Source organism: Hoeflea sp., assembly GCF_039975035.1.
Taxonomy (GTDB): Bacteria; Pseudomonadota; Alphaproteobacteria; order Rhizobiales; family Rhizobiaceae; genus Hoeflea.
In genome coordinates, this window is record NZ_JBDWHW010000217.1 from 1 (window position 1) to 20,697 (window position 20,697).

At 57.2% G+C, this 20,697-nt stretch carries 23 protein-coding genes, 1 other RNA gene and 2 pseudogenes; 12 read left to right on the top strand and 14 right to left on the bottom strand.

Translation table 11 applies throughout. The annotated features are described in order from the left end of the window. Nucleotides 1-152 precede the first annotated feature (152 nt). The 4 genes from ABJN75_RS19080 to ssrA all read right to left on the bottom strand — a co-directional run bounded on the left by ABJN75_RS19080 (nucleotide 153) and on the right by ssrA (nucleotide 1,798). Entirely contained in the window at nucleotides 153-383 is a 231-nt protein-coding gene (locus ABJN75_RS19080) for a ribbon-helix-helix domain-containing protein (protein WP_348441181.1), read from the bottom strand. A gap of 3 nt (nucleotides 384-386) precedes the next feature. Continuing rightward, a complete protein-coding gene (locus ABJN75_RS19085) occupies nucleotides 387-581 on the bottom strand; it encodes a DUF4169 family protein (RefSeq protein WP_348441182.1) in 195 nt (64 codons plus the stop codon). A 12-nt stretch (nucleotides 582-593) separates the two neighbouring features. Beyond that, nucleotides 594-1,157 (bottom strand): SspB family protein, encoded by a 564-nt coding sequence (locus ABJN75_RS19090; protein WP_348441183.1) that lies wholly within the window; start codon nucleotides 1,155-1,157, stop codon nucleotides 594-596. A gap of 255 nt (nucleotides 1,158-1,412) precedes the next feature. Beyond that, nucleotides 1,413-1,798: a transfer-messenger RNA gene (ssrA, locus tag ABJN75_RS19095) on the bottom strand. A gap of 125 nt (nucleotides 1,799-1,923) precedes the next feature. Between ssrA and ABJN75_RS19100 the strand changes: the two genes are divergently transcribed. The 3 genes and pseudogenes from ABJN75_RS19100 (at nucleotide 1,924) to thyA (ending at nucleotide 3,767) form a co-directional block, all read left to right on the top strand. Beyond that, nucleotides 1,924-2,232, top strand: a complete 309-nt coding sequence (locus ABJN75_RS19100) for a DUF2853 family protein (RefSeq protein ID WP_348441184.1) — start codon at nucleotides 1,924-1,926, stop codon at nucleotides 2,230-2,232. A 158-nt stretch (nucleotides 2,233-2,390) separates the two neighbouring features. Beyond that, nucleotides 2,391-2,513: pseudogene (locus ABJN75_RS19105) on the top strand (thymidylate synthase); the annotation flags it as partial. 333 nt (nucleotides 2,514-2,846) lie between these two features. Beyond that, nucleotides 2,847-3,767 (top strand): thymidylate synthase, encoded by a 921-nt coding sequence (gene thyA / locus ABJN75_RS19110; protein ID WP_348441185.1) that lies wholly within the window; start codon nucleotides 2,847-2,849, stop codon nucleotides 3,765-3,767. A gap of 303 nt (nucleotides 3,768-4,070) precedes the next feature. On the opposite strand, the gene ABJN75_RS19115 is transcribed toward thyA, so the two are convergent. After that, nucleotides 4,071-5,477: a multicopper oxidase domain-containing protein gene (locus ABJN75_RS19115; RefSeq protein WP_348441186.1), complete on the bottom strand. Its 1,407-nt coding sequence runs from the start codon at nucleotides 5,475-5,477 to the stop codon at nucleotides 4,071-4,073. A gap of 100 nt (nucleotides 5,478-5,577) precedes the next feature. Beyond that, on the bottom strand, nucleotides 5,578-5,946 hold the full coding sequence (locus ABJN75_RS19120; RefSeq protein ID WP_348441187.1) for an SHOCT domain-containing protein: 369 nt from the start codon (nucleotides 5,944-5,946) through the stop codon (nucleotides 5,578-5,580). 227 nt (nucleotides 5,947-6,173) lie between these two features. On the opposite strand from ABJN75_RS19120, the gene ABJN75_RS19125 reads away from it, so the two are divergent. The 3 genes from ABJN75_RS19125 to ABJN75_RS19135 all read left to right on the top strand — a co-directional run bounded on the left by ABJN75_RS19125 (nucleotide 6,174) and on the right by ABJN75_RS19135 (nucleotide 8,141). Further along, complete coding sequence (locus tag ABJN75_RS19125; RefSeq protein WP_348441188.1) at nucleotides 6,174-6,650, top strand: DUF305 domain-containing protein; 477 nt, start codon at nucleotides 6,174-6,176, stop codon at nucleotides 6,648-6,650. A gap of 11 nt (nucleotides 6,651-6,661) precedes the next feature. After that, the gene (locus tag ABJN75_RS19130; RefSeq protein WP_348441189.1) at nucleotides 6,662-7,411 is read left to right on the top strand and encodes a glutaredoxin; all 750 of its coding nucleotides are present in this window, start codon (nucleotides 6,662-6,664) and stop codon (nucleotides 7,409-7,411) included. A 169-nt stretch (nucleotides 7,412-7,580) separates the two neighbouring features. Next, nucleotides 7,581-8,141, top strand: a complete 561-nt coding sequence (locus ABJN75_RS19135; RefSeq protein WP_348441190.1) for a cytochrome c — start codon at nucleotides 7,581-7,583, stop codon at nucleotides 8,139-8,141. Between the two features lie 5 nt (nucleotides 8,142-8,146). On the opposite strand, the gene cueR is transcribed toward ABJN75_RS19135, so the two are convergent. The 6 genes from cueR to ABJN75_RS19165 all read right to left on the bottom strand — a co-directional run bounded on the left by cueR (nucleotide 8,147) and on the right by ABJN75_RS19165 (nucleotide 14,000). Then, on the bottom strand, nucleotides 8,147-8,590 hold the full coding sequence (gene cueR, locus ABJN75_RS19140) for a Cu(I)-responsive transcriptional regulator (protein ID WP_348441191.1): 444 nt from the start codon (nucleotides 8,588-8,590) through the stop codon (nucleotides 8,147-8,149). Nucleotides 8,591-8,640: 50 nt separating this feature from the next. Further along, the gene (locus tag ABJN75_RS19145) at nucleotides 8,641-11,121 is read right to left on the bottom strand and encodes a heavy metal translocating P-type ATPase (RefSeq protein ID WP_348441203.1); all 2,481 of its coding nucleotides are present in this window, start codon (nucleotides 11,119-11,121) and stop codon (nucleotides 8,641-8,643) included. Nucleotides 11,122-11,401: 280 nt separating this feature from the next. Then, the gene (locus tag ABJN75_RS19150; RefSeq protein ID WP_348441192.1) at nucleotides 11,402-11,608 is read right to left on the bottom strand and encodes a heavy-metal-associated domain-containing protein; all 207 of its coding nucleotides are present in this window, start codon (nucleotides 11,606-11,608) and stop codon (nucleotides 11,402-11,404) included. A 380-nt stretch (nucleotides 11,609-11,988) separates the two neighbouring features. After that, complete coding sequence (locus ABJN75_RS19155) at nucleotides 11,989-12,420, bottom strand: cytochrome c (RefSeq protein ID WP_348441193.1); 432 nt, start codon at nucleotides 12,418-12,420, stop codon at nucleotides 11,989-11,991. Nucleotides 12,421-12,438: 18 nt separating this feature from the next. After that, entirely contained in the window at nucleotides 12,439-13,500 is a 1,062-nt protein-coding gene (locus ABJN75_RS19160) for a hypothetical protein (RefSeq protein WP_348441194.1), read from the bottom strand. A gap of 158 nt (nucleotides 13,501-13,658) precedes the next feature. Further along, nucleotides 13,659-14,000, bottom strand: coding sequence for a YHS domain-containing protein (locus tag ABJN75_RS19165; RefSeq protein ID WP_348441195.1), 342 nt, complete (start codon nucleotides 13,998-14,000; stop codon nucleotides 13,659-13,661). A 1,071-nt stretch (nucleotides 14,001-15,071) separates the two neighbouring features. Here ABJN75_RS19165 and ABJN75_RS19170 point away from each other — a divergent pair. The 6 genes and pseudogenes from ABJN75_RS19170 to ABJN75_RS19195 all read left to right on the top strand — a co-directional run. Next, nucleotides 15,072-15,218, top strand: a pseudogene (locus tag ABJN75_RS19170) (thymidylate synthase); the annotation flags it as partial. Nucleotides 15,219-15,226: 8 nt separating this feature from the next. Further along, complete coding sequence (locus tag ABJN75_RS19175) at nucleotides 15,227-15,754, top strand: dihydrofolate reductase (RefSeq protein WP_348441196.1); 528 nt, start codon at nucleotides 15,227-15,229, stop codon at nucleotides 15,752-15,754. A 147-nt stretch (nucleotides 15,755-15,901) separates the two neighbouring features. Next, a complete protein-coding gene (hflK, locus tag ABJN75_RS19180) occupies nucleotides 15,902-17,014 on the top strand; it encodes an FtsH protease activity modulator HflK (protein WP_348441197.1) in 1,113 nt (370 codons plus the stop codon). Then, nucleotides 17,014-17,946: a protease modulator HflC gene (locus tag ABJN75_RS19185; RefSeq protein ID WP_348441198.1), complete on the top strand. Its 933-nt coding sequence runs from the start codon at nucleotides 17,014-17,016 to the stop codon at nucleotides 17,944-17,946. The genes hflK and ABJN75_RS19185 overlap by 1 nt, the downstream gene beginning before the upstream one ends. 17 nt (nucleotides 17,947-17,963) lie before the next feature. Continuing rightward, nucleotides 17,964-18,152, top strand: a complete 189-nt coding sequence (locus ABJN75_RS19190) for a DUF2065 family protein (RefSeq protein WP_348441199.1) — start codon at nucleotides 17,964-17,966, stop codon at nucleotides 18,150-18,152. 105 nt (nucleotides 18,153-18,257) lie between these two features. Next, entirely contained in the window at nucleotides 18,258-19,733 is a 1,476-nt protein-coding gene (locus ABJN75_RS19195; RefSeq protein ID WP_348441200.1) for a DegQ family serine endoprotease, read from the top strand. A gap of 69 nt (nucleotides 19,734-19,802) precedes the next feature. On the opposite strand, the gene ABJN75_RS19200 is transcribed toward ABJN75_RS19195, so the two are convergent. After that, a complete protein-coding gene (locus ABJN75_RS19200; RefSeq protein WP_348441201.1) occupies nucleotides 19,803-20,357 on the bottom strand; it encodes a GNAT family N-acetyltransferase in 555 nt (184 codons plus the stop codon). Further along, nucleotides 20,354-20,697: HAD family phosphatase (locus tag ABJN75_RS19205; protein WP_348441202.1), on the bottom strand; the 344-nt coding region annotated here is incomplete at its 5' end. The genes ABJN75_RS19205 and ABJN75_RS19200, both read right to left, overlap by 4 nt.

Below are 20,697 nucleotides of genomic sequence, written 5' to 3' on the forward strand. Positions count from 1 at the left end.
CGAAAATCCTTCTCAGGACTTGAAGGCATGCGGCCCTTCGGGTTGGCTGAAACCTGCTACCCACTGCGTCGGGCGGCTTGAGAGATGGACCCGCATCGCTCTGCGCCGTCCTTCTTGTGGAGCAGCAGGTTTGAGCCAACACAATGGTCGTATTAATCGTACGGTGCTTTAAGCGCCCAGTCGAGCACGGCCAGACGCAGCGCGGACGACAGGTTGCCGGGTGCTGCCTGGGCGCCGTCGATTTCGGCGATCAACGCCGCCAGTGCCATTCCACGCTGCTCGGCCATCCGCCGAAGCACGTCCATGAAGGCGTCTTCAAGGGTTATGCTGGTGCGGTGCCCGCGTATGCTGACGGAATGCTTGCGGATCAGCGAACCGGTCATGGCTCAACCGCGGTCATCGCCGGGTTCGCGACGCGACGCCTCATGCTCGCGCGCGGCCTTGTCATTGCGGGCGCGGGCCAGATTGCGTTCGCTCTTGGAGCGTCCGTGTTCAAAGCGGTTGCGTTCGGCATCGGCTTCCTTGACGGCGCGGTCGCGCCGCTTGCGGGCCATGCGCAGATTGACAACGTCGCCGCTCATGACGCGGACCCGTCAGTTCTTCTTGCGGAAGGAATCGAGCGAGACGACATCGGCGCCCGGCTTCTTGTCGTCGCCCGGTTCCGCTTCGCGGTCGGCGGTCTCCGTCTTGGCATCGGTTTCGGGCTTGGCGGCCGGCTCGACAAGCCGTTCGATCGTGCCCGCCAGTTCGGCGCGCTCGTCGTCCTCTGTGTCGCCTCCATCATTGGCGGCGTGTTCGAGAACGGTGTCGAATTCCAGTTCGAAATTGACTGATGGATCGTAAAATCCGCGGATGGCGGCGAACGGCACAATCAGTTTCTCGGGCTTGTCGGAAAATGACAGACCGATCTCGAACAGCGATTCCGTCACCTTGAGATCCCAGAACTGATGCTGCACCACGATGGTCATCAGTTCGGGATAGCGCTCCTTGAGCGCCGTCGAAATGCGCACGCCGGGCGCTTCGGTCAGGAAGGTGATGAAGAAATGATGATCGCCGGGCAGGTACCCGGTCACAGCCACCTCGGACAGCACCTTGCGGATCACGCCACGCAACGCGTCCTGGGCAAGAATGTCGTATCGAATGTGGTCTTGCGGCATTAGCGCGGTCTTTCCTGTCTGGGCCAGCCTGTTCGGGCCTGGAGCCAACTCTCATTCACAAAGGCGGTCAAGCGCCCCGATTCACCTGTCTTTATAACCGGAAAGCCAACAACCTTGAAAGCGGTGTTGCGGTATTAAGCCCTGATGCGTCCACGTCGGTATCAATATACAGGGTAATTTGGCTACCTTGGTTTCGACAATCCGGCAATCGGAATCAGGTCTGGTGTCGTGCCGGGCGCCGAAAATATCGAGAAAAGTGGAGGTTTCTGTTGCCAGGTACCTCCGAACCCCGCCTAGAAGTGCGACCCTCTAGGACTTAATTTGAAGTGTCACACCGCAATTAAGCAGCGAGACGAGCTTCCGCATAGTTGTCATTTGCAACTACAAGTTTAGCCCGATAACGGTGGTACAATACCGAACAAAAAGTCGCTCTTTACACCCTCGTCGATCCTGTTTCGCCCCCATCATCATCCGGCCGTCAGGCTGGTTTCGGCTTGTGGCCGGATCCAGAAGACCGGATCATGGTGGAGGCGCCGGGTACCGCCCCCGGGTCCGAATGGTTTATTGCAACGCTCGTTTATTGTCATAGCTGCTTGCGCAGCACTCTCAATATAGGGTGTGCGAGCCCGAATGAAAAGGGCCAATCCGCTTTCGGTACTATTGACAGCAACACCTTGAGAGCCAAAATGCCCCCGTTGATTTGCCAACGGGAAAGGCGCTGGTTCCGCCAGTTCGCACAACCGGATTCCAGTAAAGGGGAACATTCATGACTGACTACGCAGCCGATGTGAAGAAATATGATGCCGGCGCATCCGATGAAGTCATTGGCAAGATTGTCAGACACCTCGGCATTGCCCTGAGAAGCCGCGACGCTTCGATGGTTGCCTGCTCGGATCCATCGGAACTGGCGCGGGTTGTCGAAAAATGGTGCGGCAAGAAGCTCGGCGTCACCGGAGCCGCCGCTGAAGATGCGGTTGCCGCTGTCTGCGAAATGATGAAAGCCGACAATTCCAAGGCGCGCGTCACCTTCTACTACCTGGTTGCCAAGCAACTGGGCAAACTCGGCGATCTTTGAGCCAGGGTAGAACAATCAGGGCCCCGTTCCGGTCAAAACAGCCGGGGCGGGGCTTTTGGGTGTCCGCGGCTTGATGTCGGGGACAATGAGCCAGTTCCGTTTCGGCCTTGCGCCAACTCGGCTAGGATCATGGCTCCTCGAATCACCAAGCGGCGGCCATGCAGCAATATCACGACGTTTTACGTCAGGTTCTCGACCATGGTTCCGATCGCGCCGACCGAACTGGCACCGGCACACGCAGCCTCTTCGCTCACCTGATGCGGTTCGATCTGTCCGCCGGCGCTGACAACCAGCAAACGGCAAGCTTTGCTGCCAGTTCCACCAGCGTTCATCCGACACCTTTCTCGGCGTCCGCTTGGTTGCCGAAATCCCGGTTTGGTATCGCGCAAGTGGTTCATTGAAACAGTGTCGATAAGTTCACTGGCGTCAGGATACCGGTCTCATCGCCGAAATTGCGCCATGAAGGCAACTGGATAATATTTGGCATCATATCACGGTACCGGTGCCGCGTTTGATGCCGGGTGGGCGCCAAAGCGCGTGTCATTTGATCGGGCATACACGCGCTTGTGTTTGTCGATCTGGCCGGTCAAAGTGTTTTGAAAAGAGGAGCATTCATGGGTCGTCACCCGGAACAACAGTATCTTGATGTTGTCAGACACCTTTTGGAGAAAGGCGATCGACGCATTGATCGAACTGGCGTGGGCACGCTGTCAATGTTTGGTGCGATGCTGCGGTTCGATCTATCGGATGGCACGCTCCCGATCTACACGACCAAACGTGTCTATTGGAAAACGGCGATTAAAGAGATGCTTTGGTTTCTCAAGGGAGAAACGAACATCCAGTCGCTGCTGCGGGAAAACGTGCGGATATGGACCGACTGGCCGTTGGCCAAGTACCGTTCGTCCACGGGAGAACAGATAACCCAAGAGGCTTTTGAAGACAGGATCAAATCCGACGACGCATTCGCCAGGCAATGGGGCGATCTTGGCCCCGTTTACGGCAAGCAGTGGAGAAGATGGCTGGCCGCGGACGGTCGAGAGCACGATCAGGTGTCGGCAGTCATCCAAACTCTCAGAACCAATCCGTCAAGCAGGCGGATGCTGTTCCATGCCTGGAATGTCGGTGAGCTCGAGGATATGGCGCTCCATCCTTGCCACATGACGTATCAATTTCATGTAAGCAGCCTGGACAATCCCGGGGCGAACAAAGGACGTCTTTCTCTTCTCGTCGGTCAGCGTTCAAACGATATCGGTCTTGGCAATCCCTTCAATATTTGCCAGCAAGCCGCGCTGTTGATGATGGTGGCGCAGCAGGTCGATATGGAGCCACATGAATTGATCTGGATGGGGGGAGATGTTCACCTTTATCTCAATCATATCGAAATGGCCCAAACGCTGCTTCAGCGGGAACCGAGGCCCTTCCCGAAAGTCCGGCTTACCCGCCGCCCCGCCACGATTGATGAATACAGAATCGAAGATTTCGAGGTTGTCGGGTACGATCCGCATCCAGCCATTGACGCAGAGGTGGCGGTGTAACGGCGGGGAAAACGCCGAGATATGGGACAAGTCCAAAAACCAGCAGCAGAGGTCCCAGCATTCCGCCAAGGATGACTGCGGCCAATCAAGGCAAAACGGACGTCCGCAAACGCCCTTCAACAGTGGGCAGACCGATTAAAGCATGTCGCGCAAAAGTGTCCTGCGGTTTTGCGACAACGACATGCAGAAACAAAGTGCTAGCGCGGGCCACCTGAATCCGTTTGCATGCGACGCGCGTTAGTGGCCGCCATCGGCAGCATCAGCGACAAACACTCACTCCCCGCTTGGCCGGGCGAGAGGAGCTCAGCTGACGGTGAACTGGGCCATCATTCCTGCATCCTCGTGTTCGAGAATGTGGCAGTGGAGCATGAACGGATTTTCCTTGTTGGCAGAATGTTCGAACCGAACGAGAATTTCGGTTTGAGTGGGCACGAGAACTGTATCCTTCCACCCCGAATTTTCCGGACGCGGCGGCGATCCGTCCTCACTGAGAACACGGAACTGGACGCCATGAACGTGGAAAGGGTGCGCCACCATCGAACTGCGGACAATCCAGCGTTCCACTGAGCCAAGCGCGACATTGAAATCGATGCGATCCATATCGAAGGGCTGGCCGTTGATGGCAAAGCCACCGCCGCCCATCATCATGCCCATTCCCATGTCCAGCGAAATCTTGCGGGTCTTGGTGTCCGGCCCATTGAGTTCTTCAAGTGGACTGCCAATCTTGTCTGGAAGGCTTGTGATGCGTGCCGAGAGCGTGTCATCCACGGCAAATTCGAGCACACCATAGGCCTGGTCGGGGTCGCTCATCAGCACCGGCGCGTCTGCCACCGAGAAATCCACGAGAATTTCAGCCCGCTCTCCCGGTGCCAGTTGGAGCATGTCGAGCGCCAGGGGCTGCGGCAGGAAACCACCATCGGTTGCCACCAGATGCATCGGGCGGCCGTCACTGAAAAACAGATTGTAGATGCGGGCGTTGGACCCATTGAGCAGGCGCAGCCGCACGATCCCCTTGGGAACCGCCGCGACTGCCCCCGATTGACCGTTGATGAGCATGCGGTTGCCGTGAAACCCATGCATCCGGTCCATCATCGAAGGCTCATAGACCATGCGGCCCTTGCGATCGAAACTACGGTCCTGCAGGACCAGCGTCAGATCATCGATGCCATAGGCCGATGGCAGGCCACGCTCATCATCCCTGCCGTCGGTGAGGTGAATTACGCCAGCCAAGCCGTTGTAAACCTGTTGTGCTGTGCGTTCGTGAATATGAGAGTGATACCAGATGGTGGCAGGATCCTGGTTCACCTGCATTTCCGGCTTCCAGACTTTCCCTGGAAGCACCGGCTGATGGGGACCTCCGTCATGGTTGCCAGCAATCTTCATTCCATGCCAGTGAACACTGACCGGTTCGCTTAGAGTGTTGCCGATTTCCGCGGCCAGCGGGCCGTTCTGCATGATCACTGTCGGACCGAGATACGCCTGGCTGTAACCGGCGGTCGGGATTGCAGGTCCGCCGAGGAAATTGCTGCTTCCCGCTTGCGCGGTCATGGCAAGCCGGCCGCTGGCTCGGGTGTCGATGAGCGGAGGCATTTGCAATCGCGGCGGTGTTTCAGCCGCGAAGCCACCGCGAACCAAAGTCGATCCGCCGCCTGCAATAACAAAGGCTGCGGCGGCGGAAGTCAGGAAATCACGTCGTTTCATGTCGTACATGTGATCTTTCATTTTCTCGGCAATTGCGTGAATTTGAGCTGCATGATCATCCGACCGGGAAAAACGGAAAGATCAAGATCGGCAGGCCAGTGCGGTTGGCCTAGTCTGACAGCAGTTTCTTCCGTTCATCGAATTCCTTGGAATCGATTTCGCCACGCGCATATCGCTCTTTGAGGATGTCGAGGGCGCGACTGGAAGATTGACCAGTTCCGGGCACAATGCCGGAGCCCATGTGACGCATGACGTAAATCACGGCTGCGATGATGCCCACAAGCACCAAGATCATGAAAATTGGTCCGAGAACCATGCCAAATCCTCCCCATTGATCGCCTCCCCACATCATTCCGTGACCATACCGGAACGGAACATTTCCGGCGGGAATTTCGCCGACCTGTGCGAGGGCAGCTGTAGCCGAAAGCGGAACCAAAGCGATGCTCTTGGCAAGTTGTGACAATAGATATTTTGTCATTTCAGTTCTCCATTTGAAGGGGCGGTCGCCCCGAGCAATTCAGGCTATCCCCGATAGAAATGATTGGCATTGATCTGTATCACAAACGCTGGCTGTTTAAGTCCCCCAAATCAAGAACCTATATGGGTGGTTTTCAAAGCTTCACAAAAAAATTCTGGAATCCATGGAACCTTCCCACGTGGTAAGGTTGTTTAACCTACACTTGTGGCAAATTTTGGGAGTCAAGAATGTCCTACACTCGCTTCTTGCTGATGATCGTGGTGTCGACGATCGTCATGTTTGGTTTGATGTATCTGAACACATACGCATGGGATCATCTCTTTTTCAGCGAAACGCGCAGTTTTGCAGCTTTGTATATGGGCGCCAGCATGGCGATCATCATGCTGGCATTCATGCTCGGCATGTACACCAACAAGAGGCTGAACATCGCGATCTTCCTGGGCAGCGTGTTGATCTTTGCCACATCGCTGTTTCTGCTGCGAAGCCAGACCACAGTTGGCGACGTCTCCTACATGAAGGCAATGATTCCGCATCACTCAATAGCAATCCTCACGTCGGAACGTGCGAAGATCGTTGATCCCCGGGTTCGGAAGCTGGCCGACGACATCATTGAGGCCCAGGTGCGCGAAATTGGAGAAATGAAGGCTCTGATCATCGATCTTCAAGGCGGTGCGAAGGCGACGCCGGAAATTGACGGCAAATAGGGGGAGCGATCATGGCGGTTCTGCCGAAAGCGTCACTCTACCGAATGGTAATGCCCGACCACATTTGTCCGTATGGACTCAAGGCAAAGTCGCTGCTGGCACGAAAGGGCTATGAGGTGGAAGACCACTGGCTCACGACGCAAGCCGAGACGGATGCATTCCGGAAAGAACATGGCGTTGAAACAACGCCGCAGACTTTCATCAATCAAAAGCGGATTGGTGGCTATGACGACGTAAGACGCTTCTTTGGGCAGCACGTTCCTGAAGACGGTGAAACCAGCTATCGTCCGGTCATCGCCATATTCCTGATGTCGTTCCTTCTGGCAGTGGCCGTGACCTGGATTTCTCCCGCGCCGGTGCCGGCCATCACCATAGTTGAACGGTTTGTTGCCATTGCAATGTGCCTTCTCGCTGTTCAGAAATTGCAGAATGTGGAGAGTTTCTCCACGATGTTTCTGAACTACGATCTGCTTGCCAGACGCTTTGTTCCGTATGGATACGTCTACCCCTTTGCCGAAGCGACCGCCGGCCTCCTTATGCTTGCGGGCGCTCTGACATGGTTTTCAGCCCCGCTCGCACTGGTGATCGGCGGAATTGGTGCTGTCTCCGTGTTCAAAGCGGTCTACATCGACAAAAGGGAACTCAAATGCGCTTGTGTCGGTGGCGACAGTAGCGTTCCGCTTGGCTTTGTTTCGCTGACAGAGAACCTGATGATGGTTGCAATGGGGATTTGGATGCCGGTCCGGATGTGGCTGGCGTGAATCATGAGGTCCGAGGCTGGAACTGGTGTATCCAGACGGCGATCAAATCTATGGTCGCCGCGGTAGAGCCGGCCGATTGCCGGTTTAATAGCAAATGCCGGTGCGCAGCCCAATTTCGCCGCAAGCATTGTATCTTATCGTTCGGCACTCGACCGATACGGGGAACCCGATGAACTTCAAGGCATGCGCATTTTTGCTGGCCGCAATCACTTTGGCGGGGATTGCCGCGCCCGTTACGAACCATGTGCTGGCGAATGAAAACACGGTGGTCGCTCGACAATCGGACATGAAATCCATGGCCGAGGCAGCAACGCTGATTGATGGCATGTTCAAGGGCACCACGTCCTACGATTCTGAGTTGTTCAAGGCCGCTGCGGAGTCGATTTATAAGAGGTCGGGCAGTGCCTTGGTGGCTCACTTCGAAGGCAATCCCGTCATTTTCGGCTCAAAGGCCAGTTCGACCATCATGTCCCAGCGCGAAAAGTTCGATTCCCTCGCAAATGACCTTGGCGTGTATGCCAGTTCGCTCTCCTCTGCCGCTCAACGCCATCCAGATGCATTGACCCAGGATATGCGCATGAAAGCGGGCGACGTCATCGGTCTTGGACCATTCGGGAAGAAAACTGACCCCGCAAAAGCGGTTTTGTCGATGCCCGCCGAACACGCCTTTCACATGCTGCTCCAGACCTGCACATCCTGCCACGCCAAATACCGCCTGAAGACAGATTGACCCGGCTAGACCGGATGGCCGAGACCGAATTTGGATAGCGCTGTTGGGCCATCTTCCCGCACGGGTTCAGCGATGCCATCAATGATCGGACATTCTGGCCTGCCATCGCCATGACAGTTGTTGGCCAGGTGCTTTAGCGTCTTGGTCATGGTCTTTATGGCTGCGGCCTTCCGCTCAAGTTCGGCAATGTGGCTGAGGGCGAGCGCTTTCACATCTGAACTTGCCCTGGAACGGTCCTTCCAGAGCGCCAGCAGGATCTTCATCTGGTCCACGGAAAATCCGAGGTCTCGGGCCCCACGAATGAAACGCAGCGTATGGATGTCGCTGTCTGTATATATCCGGTAACTCGACTCTGCCCGGCGCGCGGGCGCGATCAGGCCGATCTGTTCATAGTAGCGGATCATTTTGCTCGAGACACCGGACGCCTTGGAAATTTCGCCGATATTCATGATGGTCTCCGATTTTGTTTTGAAGGCGTAACAGCCCCTTCAATCAAGTTTCAGCCTGTCTTGAACCGGCGCAGTCGCAGGGCGTTGGTCAGCACAAACACGCTTGAAAGGCCCATCGCTCCGGCGGCAAGAATGGGTGACAACAGCGTACCGTTGACCGGATACAGAATGCCGGCCGCCACTGGCACCAAGCTTATATTGTAAGCGAAGGCCCAGAACAGGTTTTGCCGAATGTTGCGGATGGTGGCTTTGCTAATTGAAATCGCGGTCACCACGCCGGTTAGATCACCTGACATCAAGACGACGTCGGCACTTTCGATCGCGATATCAGTTCCCGTGCCAACTGCAATGCCAATGTCTGCTTCTGAAAGAGCTGGCGCATCATTGATGCCATCCCCCACGAAGGCGACTTTCCGTCCGCCCTCTCTGAGCCTTTTGACGGCATCGACCTTCCCGTTGGGGAGGACTTCAGCGACCACTTCATCAATACCGACCTGGTGTGCAATGGCATGGGCGGTCCGGGCATTGTCACCTGTAACCATAGCCACCTTGAGCCCGAGAGCGTGGAGTGCGGCTATGACTTGAGGCGTGGTGTCTTTGACCGGGTCAGAGACTGCGATGATTGCGGCAAGCTTGCCGTCGATTGCCGCGTAGAACGGTGACTTGCCTTCGTCGCCCAATATCGCCGCTTGCCTACTGAACGCCGAAACGTCCACGCCGGCTTTCGTCATAGATCGATCCGCACCCACGATCACGTTCCGGCCGTTGATCTGTCCACTCACCCCGAAGCCCGGTTCAGCCTTGAACTCCGAGACGTCGGCGAGAGACAAACCTTCTCGCTTTGCCGCTGCGACGATGGCATCCGCGATAGGATGCTCGGATTGTGACTCGAGACTGGCGACGAGGTGGAGGATGTCGCGTCTATCAAACCCGTCGCTAACGACGAAATCTGTCAGTTCCGGCTTGCCCTTGGTGAGCGTCCCCGTCTTGTCCAGTGCGATGACATCCGCATCGCGCAATGTCTGGAGCGCTTCGCCTTTTCGAAACAGGATACCCAATTCGGCGGCGCGACCCGTGCCGACCATGATTGATGTCGGCGTGGCGAGACCCATGGCGCAGGGGCAGGCGATAATCAGCACTGCGACAGAGTTGACCAAAGCGAAGGTGAGGGCAGGCGACGGGCCAAGGAGCAGCCATGCCGCGAAGGTCAGAGTTGCCGCAGCGATCACGGCCGGGACAAACCAGCCCGTTACCCGATCGACCAATGCTTGGATCGGAAGCTTGGCTCCCTGTGCCGTCTCGACCATCTTAATGATCTGGGCAAGCAGTGTGTCTGAACCGATTTTCGTGGCTTCGAAAGTGAAGGCTCCGGATTTGTTGATCGTGCCGCCGACCACATCCGCGCCGGCGGACTTTATTACCGGAAGCGGCTCGCCCGTAATCATGGACTCGTCAACGTAGGATTCGCCATCAACCACGTGACCGTCCACGGGAATTTTCGCGCCCGGACGTATTTGAACGATATCACCCAGAATCACATCGCTGATCTGAATTTCGACGAAATTTCCATCACGCTTCACATGTGCGGTCTTTGGCTGAAGACCAATCAGATGCTTGATCGCTTGGGAGGTCTTGCCCTTGGCACGGGCCTCAAGATAGCGACCCAGCAGAATAAGGGTCACAATGACGGCGGCCGCCTCGTAGTAGACGTTTGCCGTCCCCAAAGGCAGCATGCTCGGAAAGAACGTTGCGACAACCGAATAACCCCAGGCGGATGAAGTGCCGAGAACTACCAGCGAATTCATGTCAGGGGTCCATCTGAAAAGATTCGGAACGCCCTTTCTGAAAAAGCGCAAGCCTGGCCCGAACAGGACGAGCGTGGCCAGAACGAACTGGATGACAAGATTGTTGTCCATGCCGACATTGGCAATCATCCAATCATGGATGGACGCGCTGAGATGCGATCCCATTTCAAGAACAAAGAGCGGAAGCGTAAGCGCTGTGGAAATGGCCAGCGACATTCTCAGACGGTTGATCTCTCGGTCGCGCCGGTCGCCGTGACTGTCTTTGGTCTCCTCGGCAGCAATCCTCCTGACATCATAGCCGGCATTGCGAACGGCATCTTCCAACGTTGATACGGGTGTCCCGGCAATCGCGCGAACCGTTGCCTTTTCTGTTGCAAGGTTGACGGACGCCTCGCTGACGCCCGGGACGGCTTTGATCGCTTTTTCCACGCGATTGACGCAGGAAGCGCAAGTCATGCCTTCAATGCCGAATTGAAGTGTCTCGACCCTCGGCTCGTAGCCCGCCATTTCAATTGCCTGAACCACAGTCCCGACAGGTACCGCGTCATTGAAAGTGACGGTGGCACGTTCGGTCGCCAGGTTCACGGTGGCAGAAACCACACCTGGAACGGCTTTGATGGCCTTCTCCACCCGCGCGACGCAAGACGCGCAGCTCATGCCTTCGATTCCGAAATCGGCGGTAGCGGAGGGCGCTACGGGTATCGTGACTTTCGATATTGCATTCATTTGAGCAGCTCCTTCACTCACCGCTGACATGTGTAATCCTTCCCATCATGGGAAGGTCAAGGGCGTTTTTACCGCTTTTGAGACCTCTCGTTTCGCAGCGCGGAGAGGCGGCCCGTAAAATGCCAAGCTACCGAATGTGATCTTGATTATGTTGGAACGCTGAGGCGCACCTGATTTGAGCGGACCTACTGTGAAACCCGAATGGACATCCGCAGTCTGTTGCATGGTTCACTGAAAAACGGTCGCCCCACGCATTTGCGGAGGGCGACCGGATTGGCAATCAGGGTTTCACGTAGGATGCCGGATACCCGGCATTGTTGATCGCGTCGCTGATGACGGCCGGGTCAAGGCTGGTTTGCACTGTCGCCTTCTTCGAGGCCAGGTCGACCGTAGCGACTGCGGCGGGATCGGCTGCCTTGATCGCTTTTTCGACCGTGCCGCTGCAATGGCCGCAGGTCATGTTTTCGACGTCGAACTCATAGGTCATCTTGTTTCCTTTCAAGGCTTCTCGCCTGATATAGAGGCTCCCACGATGGGAAGGTCAAGGGGTGGCAAACTTCAGAATCTGAGGCTTCGCAGACGAAGTGAATTCATAACGACCGAGATCGAAGAGGCACTCATGGCAAAAGCGGCAAACATCGGGCTAATCAAGATGCAAACCACGCATAGAGCAATCCTGCTGCAACCGGCACACCGAGGGTATTGTAGACCAGGGCTAGTCTATCAGGTGCATATGGCATTTTGGACAGTCCCCGGGTTCTGAGCGCCTGACTTCGGGGTGCATCGAGCAGGTGTAAACCGTGCCGGAAAAACCGGCAGGAACCTGATCGTCCGCTTGTCCCGCTTTCATCAACACTTCCCTTCCGGTTACATTTTGTGCGGTTTGTAGGTGATGCCGTTGGCGAGTTGTATCTCGCGGACGTAGCTGATTATTTTTGCAACCTCATCAGGTGTTACCTGGCTAAGTTTCGGCATGTTTCCGTATGGCCAATGGTGTTGAGGAACACCGTTGGCTACTGCGCTATAAAAGGATTCATCGGGATGATGTCCGGGATTGTAGATATCATGGATCAGAGGTGGCCCTTTTTCGGTGCCTTTCCCAGCGTCTCCATGACACGTAGCGCAATTGGCGGCAAACAAATCCTGACCGGCTCGCGCTTCAGCCGACATTTCAGTCAAACCGACCGTTGCATACGATGTCTCGGGTTCTGATTTGATGGTCTTTGAGATCAGAGCAAATATTCCCAGTCCGAAAAATCCGATGACGAAATATTTTGGCAAGTTGTTCTTGAATTGCATTTTTCTTGTCCTTTGAAATTACGGAAGCAAGACCATCTGGTGGCCCTCGCCGGAAACTGCGATTTCGCCAATGACCGCGAGATCGATCTGGTTGATGATCCAGATCCTGGGTTCGTCGCGGCTCGACACGAAAATCTTGCCGGCGTCGCGGATCGTTGTCAGATGATAGGGAGCGGGCGACAGTGAAACGGTTCGTGCCTCTCCGGAATTCAGATCGATCGCGACAAGCTTGTCTTCGCCCTTTCCGCTGACGAAGAGCGTGCTCGCGTCGTCCGACAGGTCGAGCCCGTGCAACTCTCCTCCAATCTCGAATGAGCGCGGAATGGTACCATCGGACACCGCAATCTCATGGATTTTGCCGATGTCTGCGTCGGCCACATACAGTGTTGCCCCGTCGCCGGAGATGACCACATGCTCGGGAGCTGTACCGACAAGCAAATTGCGTCTGACAAATCCCTTCTCGACATTGACTTCACTGACTGTGCCGTTGCCTGAATTGGTGACGAAAACCGAGCCGCTATCTGCGGAAAAAACGGCGTAATTCGGTGCCGATCCGGTTGGAACAAAGGCCTTGAAAGCCAGGGTTTCGAGATCGATGATGCTTATCCCGTCACCTGATGGATGCGTAGCAGCGGCGTAACGACCGTCGGGCGAAACGGCAGTATGATGGACCGCGCCGGGCACGTCGATCCGGCGCAGTATCTCACCGGACTTTGCGTCGATAATGGTCAGAATGCTGATTGCGGCATCCTTGGGCATCGCGCCTGCCACCGGTTTGGCGTGATGGGCCGCATGCTCGTCGTCCGACACACCTTCTGGTTTGGCAAGCGCCCGGGCCTCGGTGGCTTCGACCTCGGAATAGCTGCCGGCGACGAGATACCGGACACCGGGTGCACCCGAGAGGCCGTGAATGGCATCCAGTCCGGTGATGGTGCGTTCGACCGTGCCTGTGTCGGCATCAACGACGATGATTTGACCGGCGCTGCCATTGGCAACGTAAACAGTCGCAGCCATTGCCGATGCCGAAGTCAGGAGAACGGCAAGGACTGCCGAAACAGAAAGCTTCAATGGTGACGTCATAGGTGAGGTCCTTTTGGTGTGCGTTGCATCAATGTGCCCAGCGGGCAGAGAAATAAGTGAATAGCGGCGCGAATATCAGCGCGACGACCGGGATATGCGGTGGACGGATCAGGGGCAGAGCTACGCCTGCCTGGTGGGGTCGGACGGCTCTTGCATGGTTATCCATGAGCTTGCCCGCTCATCTTCGGGATGGTTCCCACAGCTACACCAAGATAGGAATCCGGCGCGGCCTCGAAGCGCTCGCGGCATTCCCGCGAACAAAAATAGTGAACGTGGCCGTCATGGACGGCCGACTTCGAGTTTCGGGTCTGAACGGTTTTCCCGCACACCGGGTCAATGTCAGTCTCCGGGGCGGACCAGCGGACATCAGCCGCCGAAGCGCCTGGATCATCGCGGGTTGCTCCCGGCTTGCCGTGACCCATGATGTGAGCGCCACAGCCAAATCGCATCATGATGAAGATCAGGCCGGCCCAAAAGAGAAAATAGAGGATAGAGTCCATTGCATGCTCCACGCGCATATATGAATGCGCCTTCGCCATTTTCGGTTATGTCCGATCAGGGTCTGGTCCAACGCAGGTGACGGGAATGGCGGAGACGTGTTGGTGAGAAAGTCGTGCGACTTCCAACATCAAACGCCGTTCCGTTCGCCGCCATGTCCGGGTGCAGAAATCTGAACCGCCGACAGTGGCAGACAGCTCACTTCACACCGCTGGAACAGGTTCAGCCGGAAGAACGAATTCGTCGTGTCAGGAAAATTTGGGAGGGGGGGCTGGAAAGGCGGAAAACTGCTGCTTTGCGAAAGCCTGGATCGAAGCAATCGCGCCAGTCAGATCGTCCTTATGGCTCGATGCCTCGCACGGCAAAATCGCTGCCGAATGGCAGTGCATCTGGTTGGCACATCGCGGTGACTGTGAGGAGCCATCAGCTTCGAGATTGCCCAAATCAGGCGAATGGACGGAAACGACGACCGTCTGCATGCCGGAGAATTCGCCGGCATGAGTTTGATGCAGGGAAATGACGGAGAAATACAGAGCCACGATCGCCGCAAGCGCCAGAATTTGCCAGCTGAGCTGACCTCCTTGCAGATTGCGGTTTCGACATGTTTGCACGGTATCAAATTCCCATTGAGAATTACCACTACCACATCAAATCCCCAGCCTTCATTGACATGGGTCAAATTGGCATCAGGGCTATATCGTATACCGGCATCCAATTTGCGGTGCGTCGCGGGACGTGCCCGCAAGCCAGACGAGATGTGCCAGCCGAGATGTACCAGACTGGAAGTTCAACCCGCAGTTCTGAAGCGCAGGCAAAGAGAAAAGATCACGGGGTTTCGGATCGTTCAGGAGCGGAATAACACGGCAACCAGAATTCGGGATTGTGACAGTTTCATTCCTGTTGCATTTCGTTTGGGACTATCTGCAGGCACCCAGACGAAAAAGGCTTACACCTGGAGCGCGGCATCACTTGCATTCGATGGAAGCCCGCATGAGACTGTACTGAGTGCAGCATCACAAAATGCGTCAAAAGAGGTAGACATGGCACCACTGAGCTTATCGACAAACAGCGATGTCGGAAAACCGTTCAATATCGCCTGCTGCGCGCTGCAAACTATGATGGTGGCGCAGGTCACCGATCTGTTTGCCTTCACCTATGAGGATTTCAAACTCGAGGGCTACGATCCGCACCCGGCGATTTCCGCCCCGATTGCGGTGTGAATTGGCAAATGGTGAAAGACAGCACTGATCCCAAAATTGTCCTTGTAGCTGCCCATGCCGGCAACGGCGTGATCGGCCGGGATGGCGACATGCCGTGGCGGCTGCCGTCTGATCTGAGGCATTTCAAGGCGGCTACGCTGGGCACCCCGGTGATCATGGGCCGCAAGACGTGGCTTTCCATCGGCAGACCGCTTCCTGGTCGCGCCAATATTGTCATCTCGCGATCCGGCTTTTCAGCTGATGGCTCGGAGACGGTGGATAGCCTCGAGGCCGCGCTCGATCTGGCGCGAAACCACGCGCACAATTGTGGTGCCAATCAGGTGTCGGTGATCGGCGGCGGGCAAATTTACGCGCAAGCCATCGGGCTGGCGGACGAACTTCTGCTGACCGAAGTGGACGCCGATATCGAGGGAGACACGGTTTTCCCAGCCATCGATTCGCAACTTTGGCAGAAGGTCAGCCTGTCCGATCCGGTGCGGACGGAAAAAGACAGCCATTCCGTCCGCTTTGCGGTTTGGCGCCGGCAAGATCGATAATTCGACCGGAATACGCACAATCGACCTCCGTTCTGACGATACTGCGTTGAAAGCGGCGGGTACGATACCTATAACGAGGACAACGTGCGTTCACCGGGCAATTGATTGTCCGGTGAACGCCATCACACAATATGGAAAGAGGTCTTGATGCCCTGGAGCAATCAAAACGGAGGAGGCGGCGGTCCATGGGGCGGCGGCGGCGGAGATAAAAATCAGGGACCGTGGGGCAATGGCCCTCAGCCGCCACGCGGCGGCGGCAATCCGCCAGATCTTGAGGAATTGATCCGGCGCGGCCAGGACAAGCTGCGCCAGGTGCTGCCAGGCGGCGGCGGTGGCCCCGGTTCAGGAAGCAACAAGCTGATTGTCGGTCTGGTGGTTCTTGGTCTGGTCGGCCTCTGGTTGATGCAGTCGGTCTACACCGTCCAGCCTGATGAGCGCGGTGTCGAACTGCGCTTCGGCAAGCCCAAGGACGAAGTGTCACAGCCTGGCCTTCACATGATCTTCTGGCCTTTCGAAACAGTCGAACTGGCCACGATTGTCGAACGCGAAATGGATACCGGCGGCAGTTCACGCACGGGATCAAGCGATGGCCTGATGCTGTCGGGCGACCAGAACATCGTCGATGTCGAGTTCAAGCTGCTTTATGCAGTTCTGGATCCCAAGGCGTTCCTGTTCAATCTTGCCCGTCCCGAGGATACGTTGCGTCAGGTCGCCGAAAGCGCCATGCGCGAAGTGGTTGGCCGCAGGCCGGCACAGGATATTTTCCGCGACAATCGTGAAGCCATCGCCGCCGAGGTTCAGTCCATCATTCAGAACGGGATGGATGCTTTCCCTTCTGGCATTGTTGTCAATCAGGTTTCGATCGAAGACGCGGCGCCGCCGCGCGAAGTGGCTGACGCCTTTGACGAGGTGCAGCGTGCCGAGCAGGACGAAGACCGCTTCGTCGAAGAATCCAACCAGTACGCCAACCAGAAACTGGGTCAGGCGCGTGGTGAAGGCGCTCAGCTTCGCGAAGAAGCTTCCGCCTACAAGGACCGCGTCGTCAATGAGGCAACCGGTGAAGCCGGCCGCTTCCTCTCGGTCTATGAAGAATATGCCAAGGCGCCCGATGTTACCCGCTCCCGGCTCTATCTCGAAACGCTGGAAAAGGTTCTTGGCGGATCCGACAAGGTTATCATCGGCCAGGATGGCGAAGGCTCCGGCGTTGTGCCGTATCTTCCGCTGCCTGAAGTCCGCAAGAATGCCGGAGGCACAAACTAATGGGTAATCGTCTTCCCTTTATCGTCGGCCTTCTGGCCGTCATCATCTTCCTCGTCTGGTCTTCGCTGTTTGTCGTCAACGAACGCCAGCAGGCTATCGTCGTGCGCTTCGGTGAAATCCAGGATGTGAAAACCGAACCTGGACTTTACTTCAAGCTTCCCTTCGCCTTCATCGATGCCGATACGGTCCAGTATGTCGAAGACCGCGTGCTTCGCTTCGACCTCGAAAACATCCGTGTGCAGGTCTCGGGCGGCAAGTTCTACGAAGTCGACGCCTTCGTGCTTTACAAGATCGCCGATGCGCGGCGGTTCCGGCAAACGGTTTCCGGCGACCAGGTGGCTGCCGAATCCCGGCTCCGCACCCGGCTGAACTCGGCCTTGCGTACCGTTTACGGTCTGCGCGGGTTTGAGGCTGCGCTGTCGGAAGAACGCACCTCGATGATGCGTGAAGTGCGTGACCAGCTTCGTCCTGAAGCCGAATCGCTCGGACTGCGCATTGACGACGTGCGTATCCGCCGGACCGACCTGACGCAGGAAGTCTCGCAGCAGACCTTTGAACGGATGAAGGCCGAGCGTCTTGCGGAAGCCGAACTGATCCGCGCTCGAGGCAACGAGGCAGCACAGCGTATTCGCGCCATCGCCGACCGTCAGGTTGTCGAAATCGTGTCCGAAGCCGCCCGTGATTCCGAAATCATCCGAGGCGAGGGCGATGGTGAACGTAACCGCATCTTCGCCGAAGCGTTTTCGCGCGACCCTGAATTCTTTGAATTCTATCGTTCGATGAATGCCTACAGTCAGGCTCTTGCCGACACCGGCACCACCATGGTGCTGTCGCCGACGTCGGAGTTCTTCCGCTATTTCAACAATGCGGCGGGCGCCAATTCGGCGGCTCCGGCAGCGGCGCCGGCAGCTCCGGCTGCTCCGGCAAACTGAATGAAAGGTGATCGCCAGTGAGCATGTTCTTTCTGGCGGTTGGACTTGTACTTGTAGTGGAGGGGCTGGCCTATGCGCTGGCCCCTTCCTTTATCCGACGCATGGCGGAGGAATTGCCCAAGCTGGCCGATGAATATCTGCGCATTTTCGGCGTCGCCGCACTGGCGATAGGGGTCGGACTGGTCTATCTCGCACGACACCTGTAAGTCGCGCGGCCTTTATGCCGGAACCGTGACTGGACCTGCCGGAATAGTGCCTTATTTTAACGCCAGATGCGTGAAGACAAACGCCGTTCAAGGAGACAGTCCCCGATGAGGAATATTCGTTTTCGCGCCGTCAGAATGGCGTTTGCCGCAGCCATGCTGATGACGGCGCCAAGCGTGATGCCGGCCTATGCGGAGTCCGGTCCCGGACCTGCGTCAGTGGCCGATCTCGCAGAAGGCCTGCTCGATGCGGTGGTCAACATCTCGACTTCGCAGAATGTCGACAGCGGCGGCGCACCGCCCCGGATGCGGGCCCCGGACGGATCGCCGTTCCAAGATTTTTTCGACGAGTTTTTCAAGGATCGTCAGGGCGACGGCCTGCGCAACCGCAAGGTCTCCTCGCTGGGGTCCGGTTTCGTGATCGATGCCGAGGAAGGCATCATCGTCACCAACAACCATGTTATCGACGGCGCTGATGACATCGAGGTGAATTTCGCCGACGGCTCCAAACTCAAGGCCGAACTGGTTGGAGCCGACACCAAGACCGATCTGGCCGTGCTCAAGGTCAAACCGGTCAAGCCGCTGACCGAAGTGCCGCTTGGCGAGTCTGAATCGATGCGCATCGGTGACTGGGTGATGGCCATCGGCAATCCGTTCGGCCTGGGCGGTACGGTCACGGTCGGCATCATCTCGGCACGCGGACGCGATATCAATTCCGGTCCCTATGACAACTTTATCCAGACCGACGCCGCCATCAACCGCGGCAATTCCGGCGGTCCGCTGTTCAACATGAATGGCGAGGTCATCGGCATCAACACCGCGATCATTTCGCCCTCGGGCGGCTCGATAGGCATTGGCTTTGCGGTGCCCACCGAGCTTGCTGTCAACGTCATCAACCAGCTTCGCGAATTTGGCGAAACCCGGCGCGGCTGGCTCGGCGTGCGCATCCAGCCTGTCTCTGACGACATCGCCGAGAGCCTCGGCATGGCTGAAGCCAAGGGTGCACTGGTGGCCGGCGTTATCCGCGGCGGTCCCGTCGACGACGGCACCATCGAAGCCGGCGACGTGATTGTCCGCTTTGATGGCAAGAATGTTGACACGATGCGCGATCTGCCGCGCGTGGTGGCCGAAAGCCCTGTCGGCAAGGCCGTCGACGTGGTCATCATCCGCAAGGGCGAGGAGCAGGTCGTCAAGGTCACACTCGGACGCCTTGAAAACAGCGATGCCGAGGCCGATGCGGGCGAAAACGGCGACGACGCCACCGATCTTCCCCAGGTGCTTCAGACCTCCGAAGTGCTCGGCATGACGATTGCCGAACTTACCGATGAGGGCCGCCAGGAGTTTGCCATTGCTGATGATGTCGAGGGCGTTGTGATCACCGCCGTCGATCCGGATTCAGCGGCCGCCGAAAAGCGGATCGAGCCAGGCGACGTCATTGTCGAGATTGCCCAGGAAACGGTGTTGACGCCAGCCGATGTCGATGAGCGCATCGCCGCGCTGAAGCAGGACGGCCGTCGCAACGCGCTGTTGATGCTGGCGGGACGCACCGGCGAATTGCGCTTTGTTACCGTCCGCATGGACTGATCCGGTCTGGCAAAATGCAATCGGAAGGCGGCTTTCGGGCCGCCTTTTGCATGTCGGTCCGAGCCAGTTTCAGGGACGAGGATCGCCCGCAAACATCTGGTGGAAAGCATGCCGCTTGAATTGCGGATGGGTGTCAGGCATGGCGGGATGATCGAAATCGAGATCGGGGCACGCGCGCATGCCGATGCGGCGCATGACCGCTGTTGAACGGTGATTGTCGGTCACCGCGAAGCTGATGATGCGGTCCAGCGCAAGTTCGTCGAAGGCGGCATCGCGCCAGCGCCGTGCGGCTTCGGTGACAATTCCCTTGCCCCAGAACTGCGGCGCCAGGCGCCAGCCGATCTCGACTGCCCCGTTTTCCGTAACGGGGAGGCCATCGGTAATGTTGAGACCGGTAAAGCCGGCAACCTCACCGGTTTCGACGATTTCCACCGCAGCCCACCCGAAGCCGTGCCGGTCAATCCGTTCGGCCAGGATATCCATCAGCGCATCGGATTCCGCCCGGGTGCGGCGCATCGGGAAGAACGCCATCACCGTGTCGTCGGAATTGATCAGGTGAAACAGGTCGCGATCCCGGTCTTCCCAGTTCCGCAGTATCAGGCGTTTTGTCCGAAGCGGCTTCATGATGTGACGAAATCGGTGCGTCGGTAGCCCTGCAGATACAAAAGCGCGGTCAGATCGCCGTGGTCGATGCGGATGTCGGCCTGTGCCGCCACCGACGGCTTGGCGTGCAGCGCCACGCCAGAGCCGGCAAGCGTGAGCATGCCCAGATCATTGGCGCCGTCGCCGACAGCGATGGCGTCGAAGGGATCGAGACCCAGCCGCCCGGCAATATCTTCAAGCGCATCGACTTTTGCCTGTTTGCCGAGGATCGGTTCGCGCACCAGGCCTGAAAGCACCTCATTGTCGCTTTCCAGAATATTGGCGCGGTCTTCGTCAAAGCCGATCATCGCCGCCACAACAG

Bases quoted from the DNA above. Each gene is read 5' to 3' on its own strand.
- ABJN75_RS19195 (WP_348441200.1), top strand. From the start codon at position 18,258: ATGAGGAATATTCGTTTTCGCGCCGTCAGAATGGCGTTTGCCGCAGCC.
- ABJN75_RS19165 (WP_348441195.1), bottom strand. From the start codon at position 14,000: ATGGACTCTATCCTCTATTTTCTCTTTTGGGCCGGCCTGATCTTCATC.
- ABJN75_RS19125 (WP_348441188.1), top strand. From the start codon at position 6,174: ATGTCCTACACTCGCTTCTTGCTGATGATCGTGGTGTCGACGATCGTC.
- hflK (WP_348441197.1), top strand. From the start codon at position 15,902: ATGCCCTGGAGCAATCAAAACGGAGGAGGCGGCGGTCCATGGGGCGGC.
- ABJN75_RS19145 (WP_348441203.1), bottom strand. From the start codon at position 11,121: ATGAATGCAATATCGAAAGTCACGATACCCGTAGCGCCCTCCGCTACC.
- ABJN75_RS19130 (WP_348441189.1), top strand. From the start codon at position 6,662: ATGGCGGTTCTGCCGAAAGCGTCACTCTACCGAATGGTAATGCCCGAC.
- ABJN75_RS19100 (WP_348441184.1), top strand. From the start codon at position 1,924: ATGACTGACTACGCAGCCGATGTGAAGAAATATGATGCCGGCGCATCC.
- thyA (WP_348441185.1), top strand. From the start codon at position 2,847: ATGGGTCGTCACCCGGAACAACAGTATCTTGATGTTGTCAGACACCTT.
- ABJN75_RS19175 (WP_348441196.1), top strand. From the start codon at position 15,227: ATGGTGAAAGACAGCACTGATCCCAAAATTGTCCTTGTAGCTGCCCAT.
- ABJN75_RS19160 (WP_348441194.1), bottom strand. From the start codon at position 13,500: ATGACGTCACCATTGAAGCTTTCTGTTTCGGCAGTCCTTGCCGTTCTC.
- ABJN75_RS19080 (WP_348441181.1), bottom strand. From the start codon at position 383: ATGACCGGTTCGCTGATCCGCAAGCATTCCGTCAGCATACGCGGGCAC.
- ABJN75_RS19120 (WP_348441187.1), bottom strand. From the start codon at position 5,946: ATGACAAAATATCTATTGTCACAACTTGCCAAGAGCATCGCTTTGGTT.
- ABJN75_RS19135 (WP_348441190.1), top strand. From the start codon at position 7,581: ATGAACTTCAAGGCATGCGCATTTTTGCTGGCCGCAATCACTTTGGCG.
- cueR (WP_348441191.1), bottom strand. From the start codon at position 8,590: ATGAATATCGGCGAAATTTCCAAGGCGTCCGGTGTCTCGAGCAAAATG.
- ABJN75_RS19150 (WP_348441192.1), bottom strand. From the start codon at position 11,608: ATGACCTATGAGTTCGACGTCGAAAACATGACCTGCGGCCATTGCAGC.
- ABJN75_RS19200 (WP_348441201.1), bottom strand. From the start codon at position 20,357: ATGAAGCCGCTTCGGACAAAACGCCTGATACTGCGGAACTGGGAAGAC.
- ABJN75_RS19115 (WP_348441186.1), bottom strand. From the start codon at position 5,477: ATGTACGACATGAAACGACGTGATTTCCTGACTTCCGCCGCCGCAGCC.
- ABJN75_RS19090 (WP_348441183.1), bottom strand. From the start codon at position 1,157: ATGCCGCAAGACCACATTCGATACGACATTCTTGCCCAGGACGCGTTG.
- ABJN75_RS19185 (WP_348441198.1), top strand. From the start codon at position 17,014: ATGGGTAATCGTCTTCCCTTTATCGTCGGCCTTCTGGCCGTCATCATC.
- ABJN75_RS19085 (WP_348441182.1), bottom strand. From the start codon at position 581: ATGAGCGGCGACGTTGTCAATCTGCGCATGGCCCGCAAGCGGCGCGAC.
- ABJN75_RS19155 (WP_348441193.1), bottom strand. From the start codon at position 12,420: ATGCAATTCAAGAACAACTTGCCAAAATATTTCGTCATCGGATTTTTC.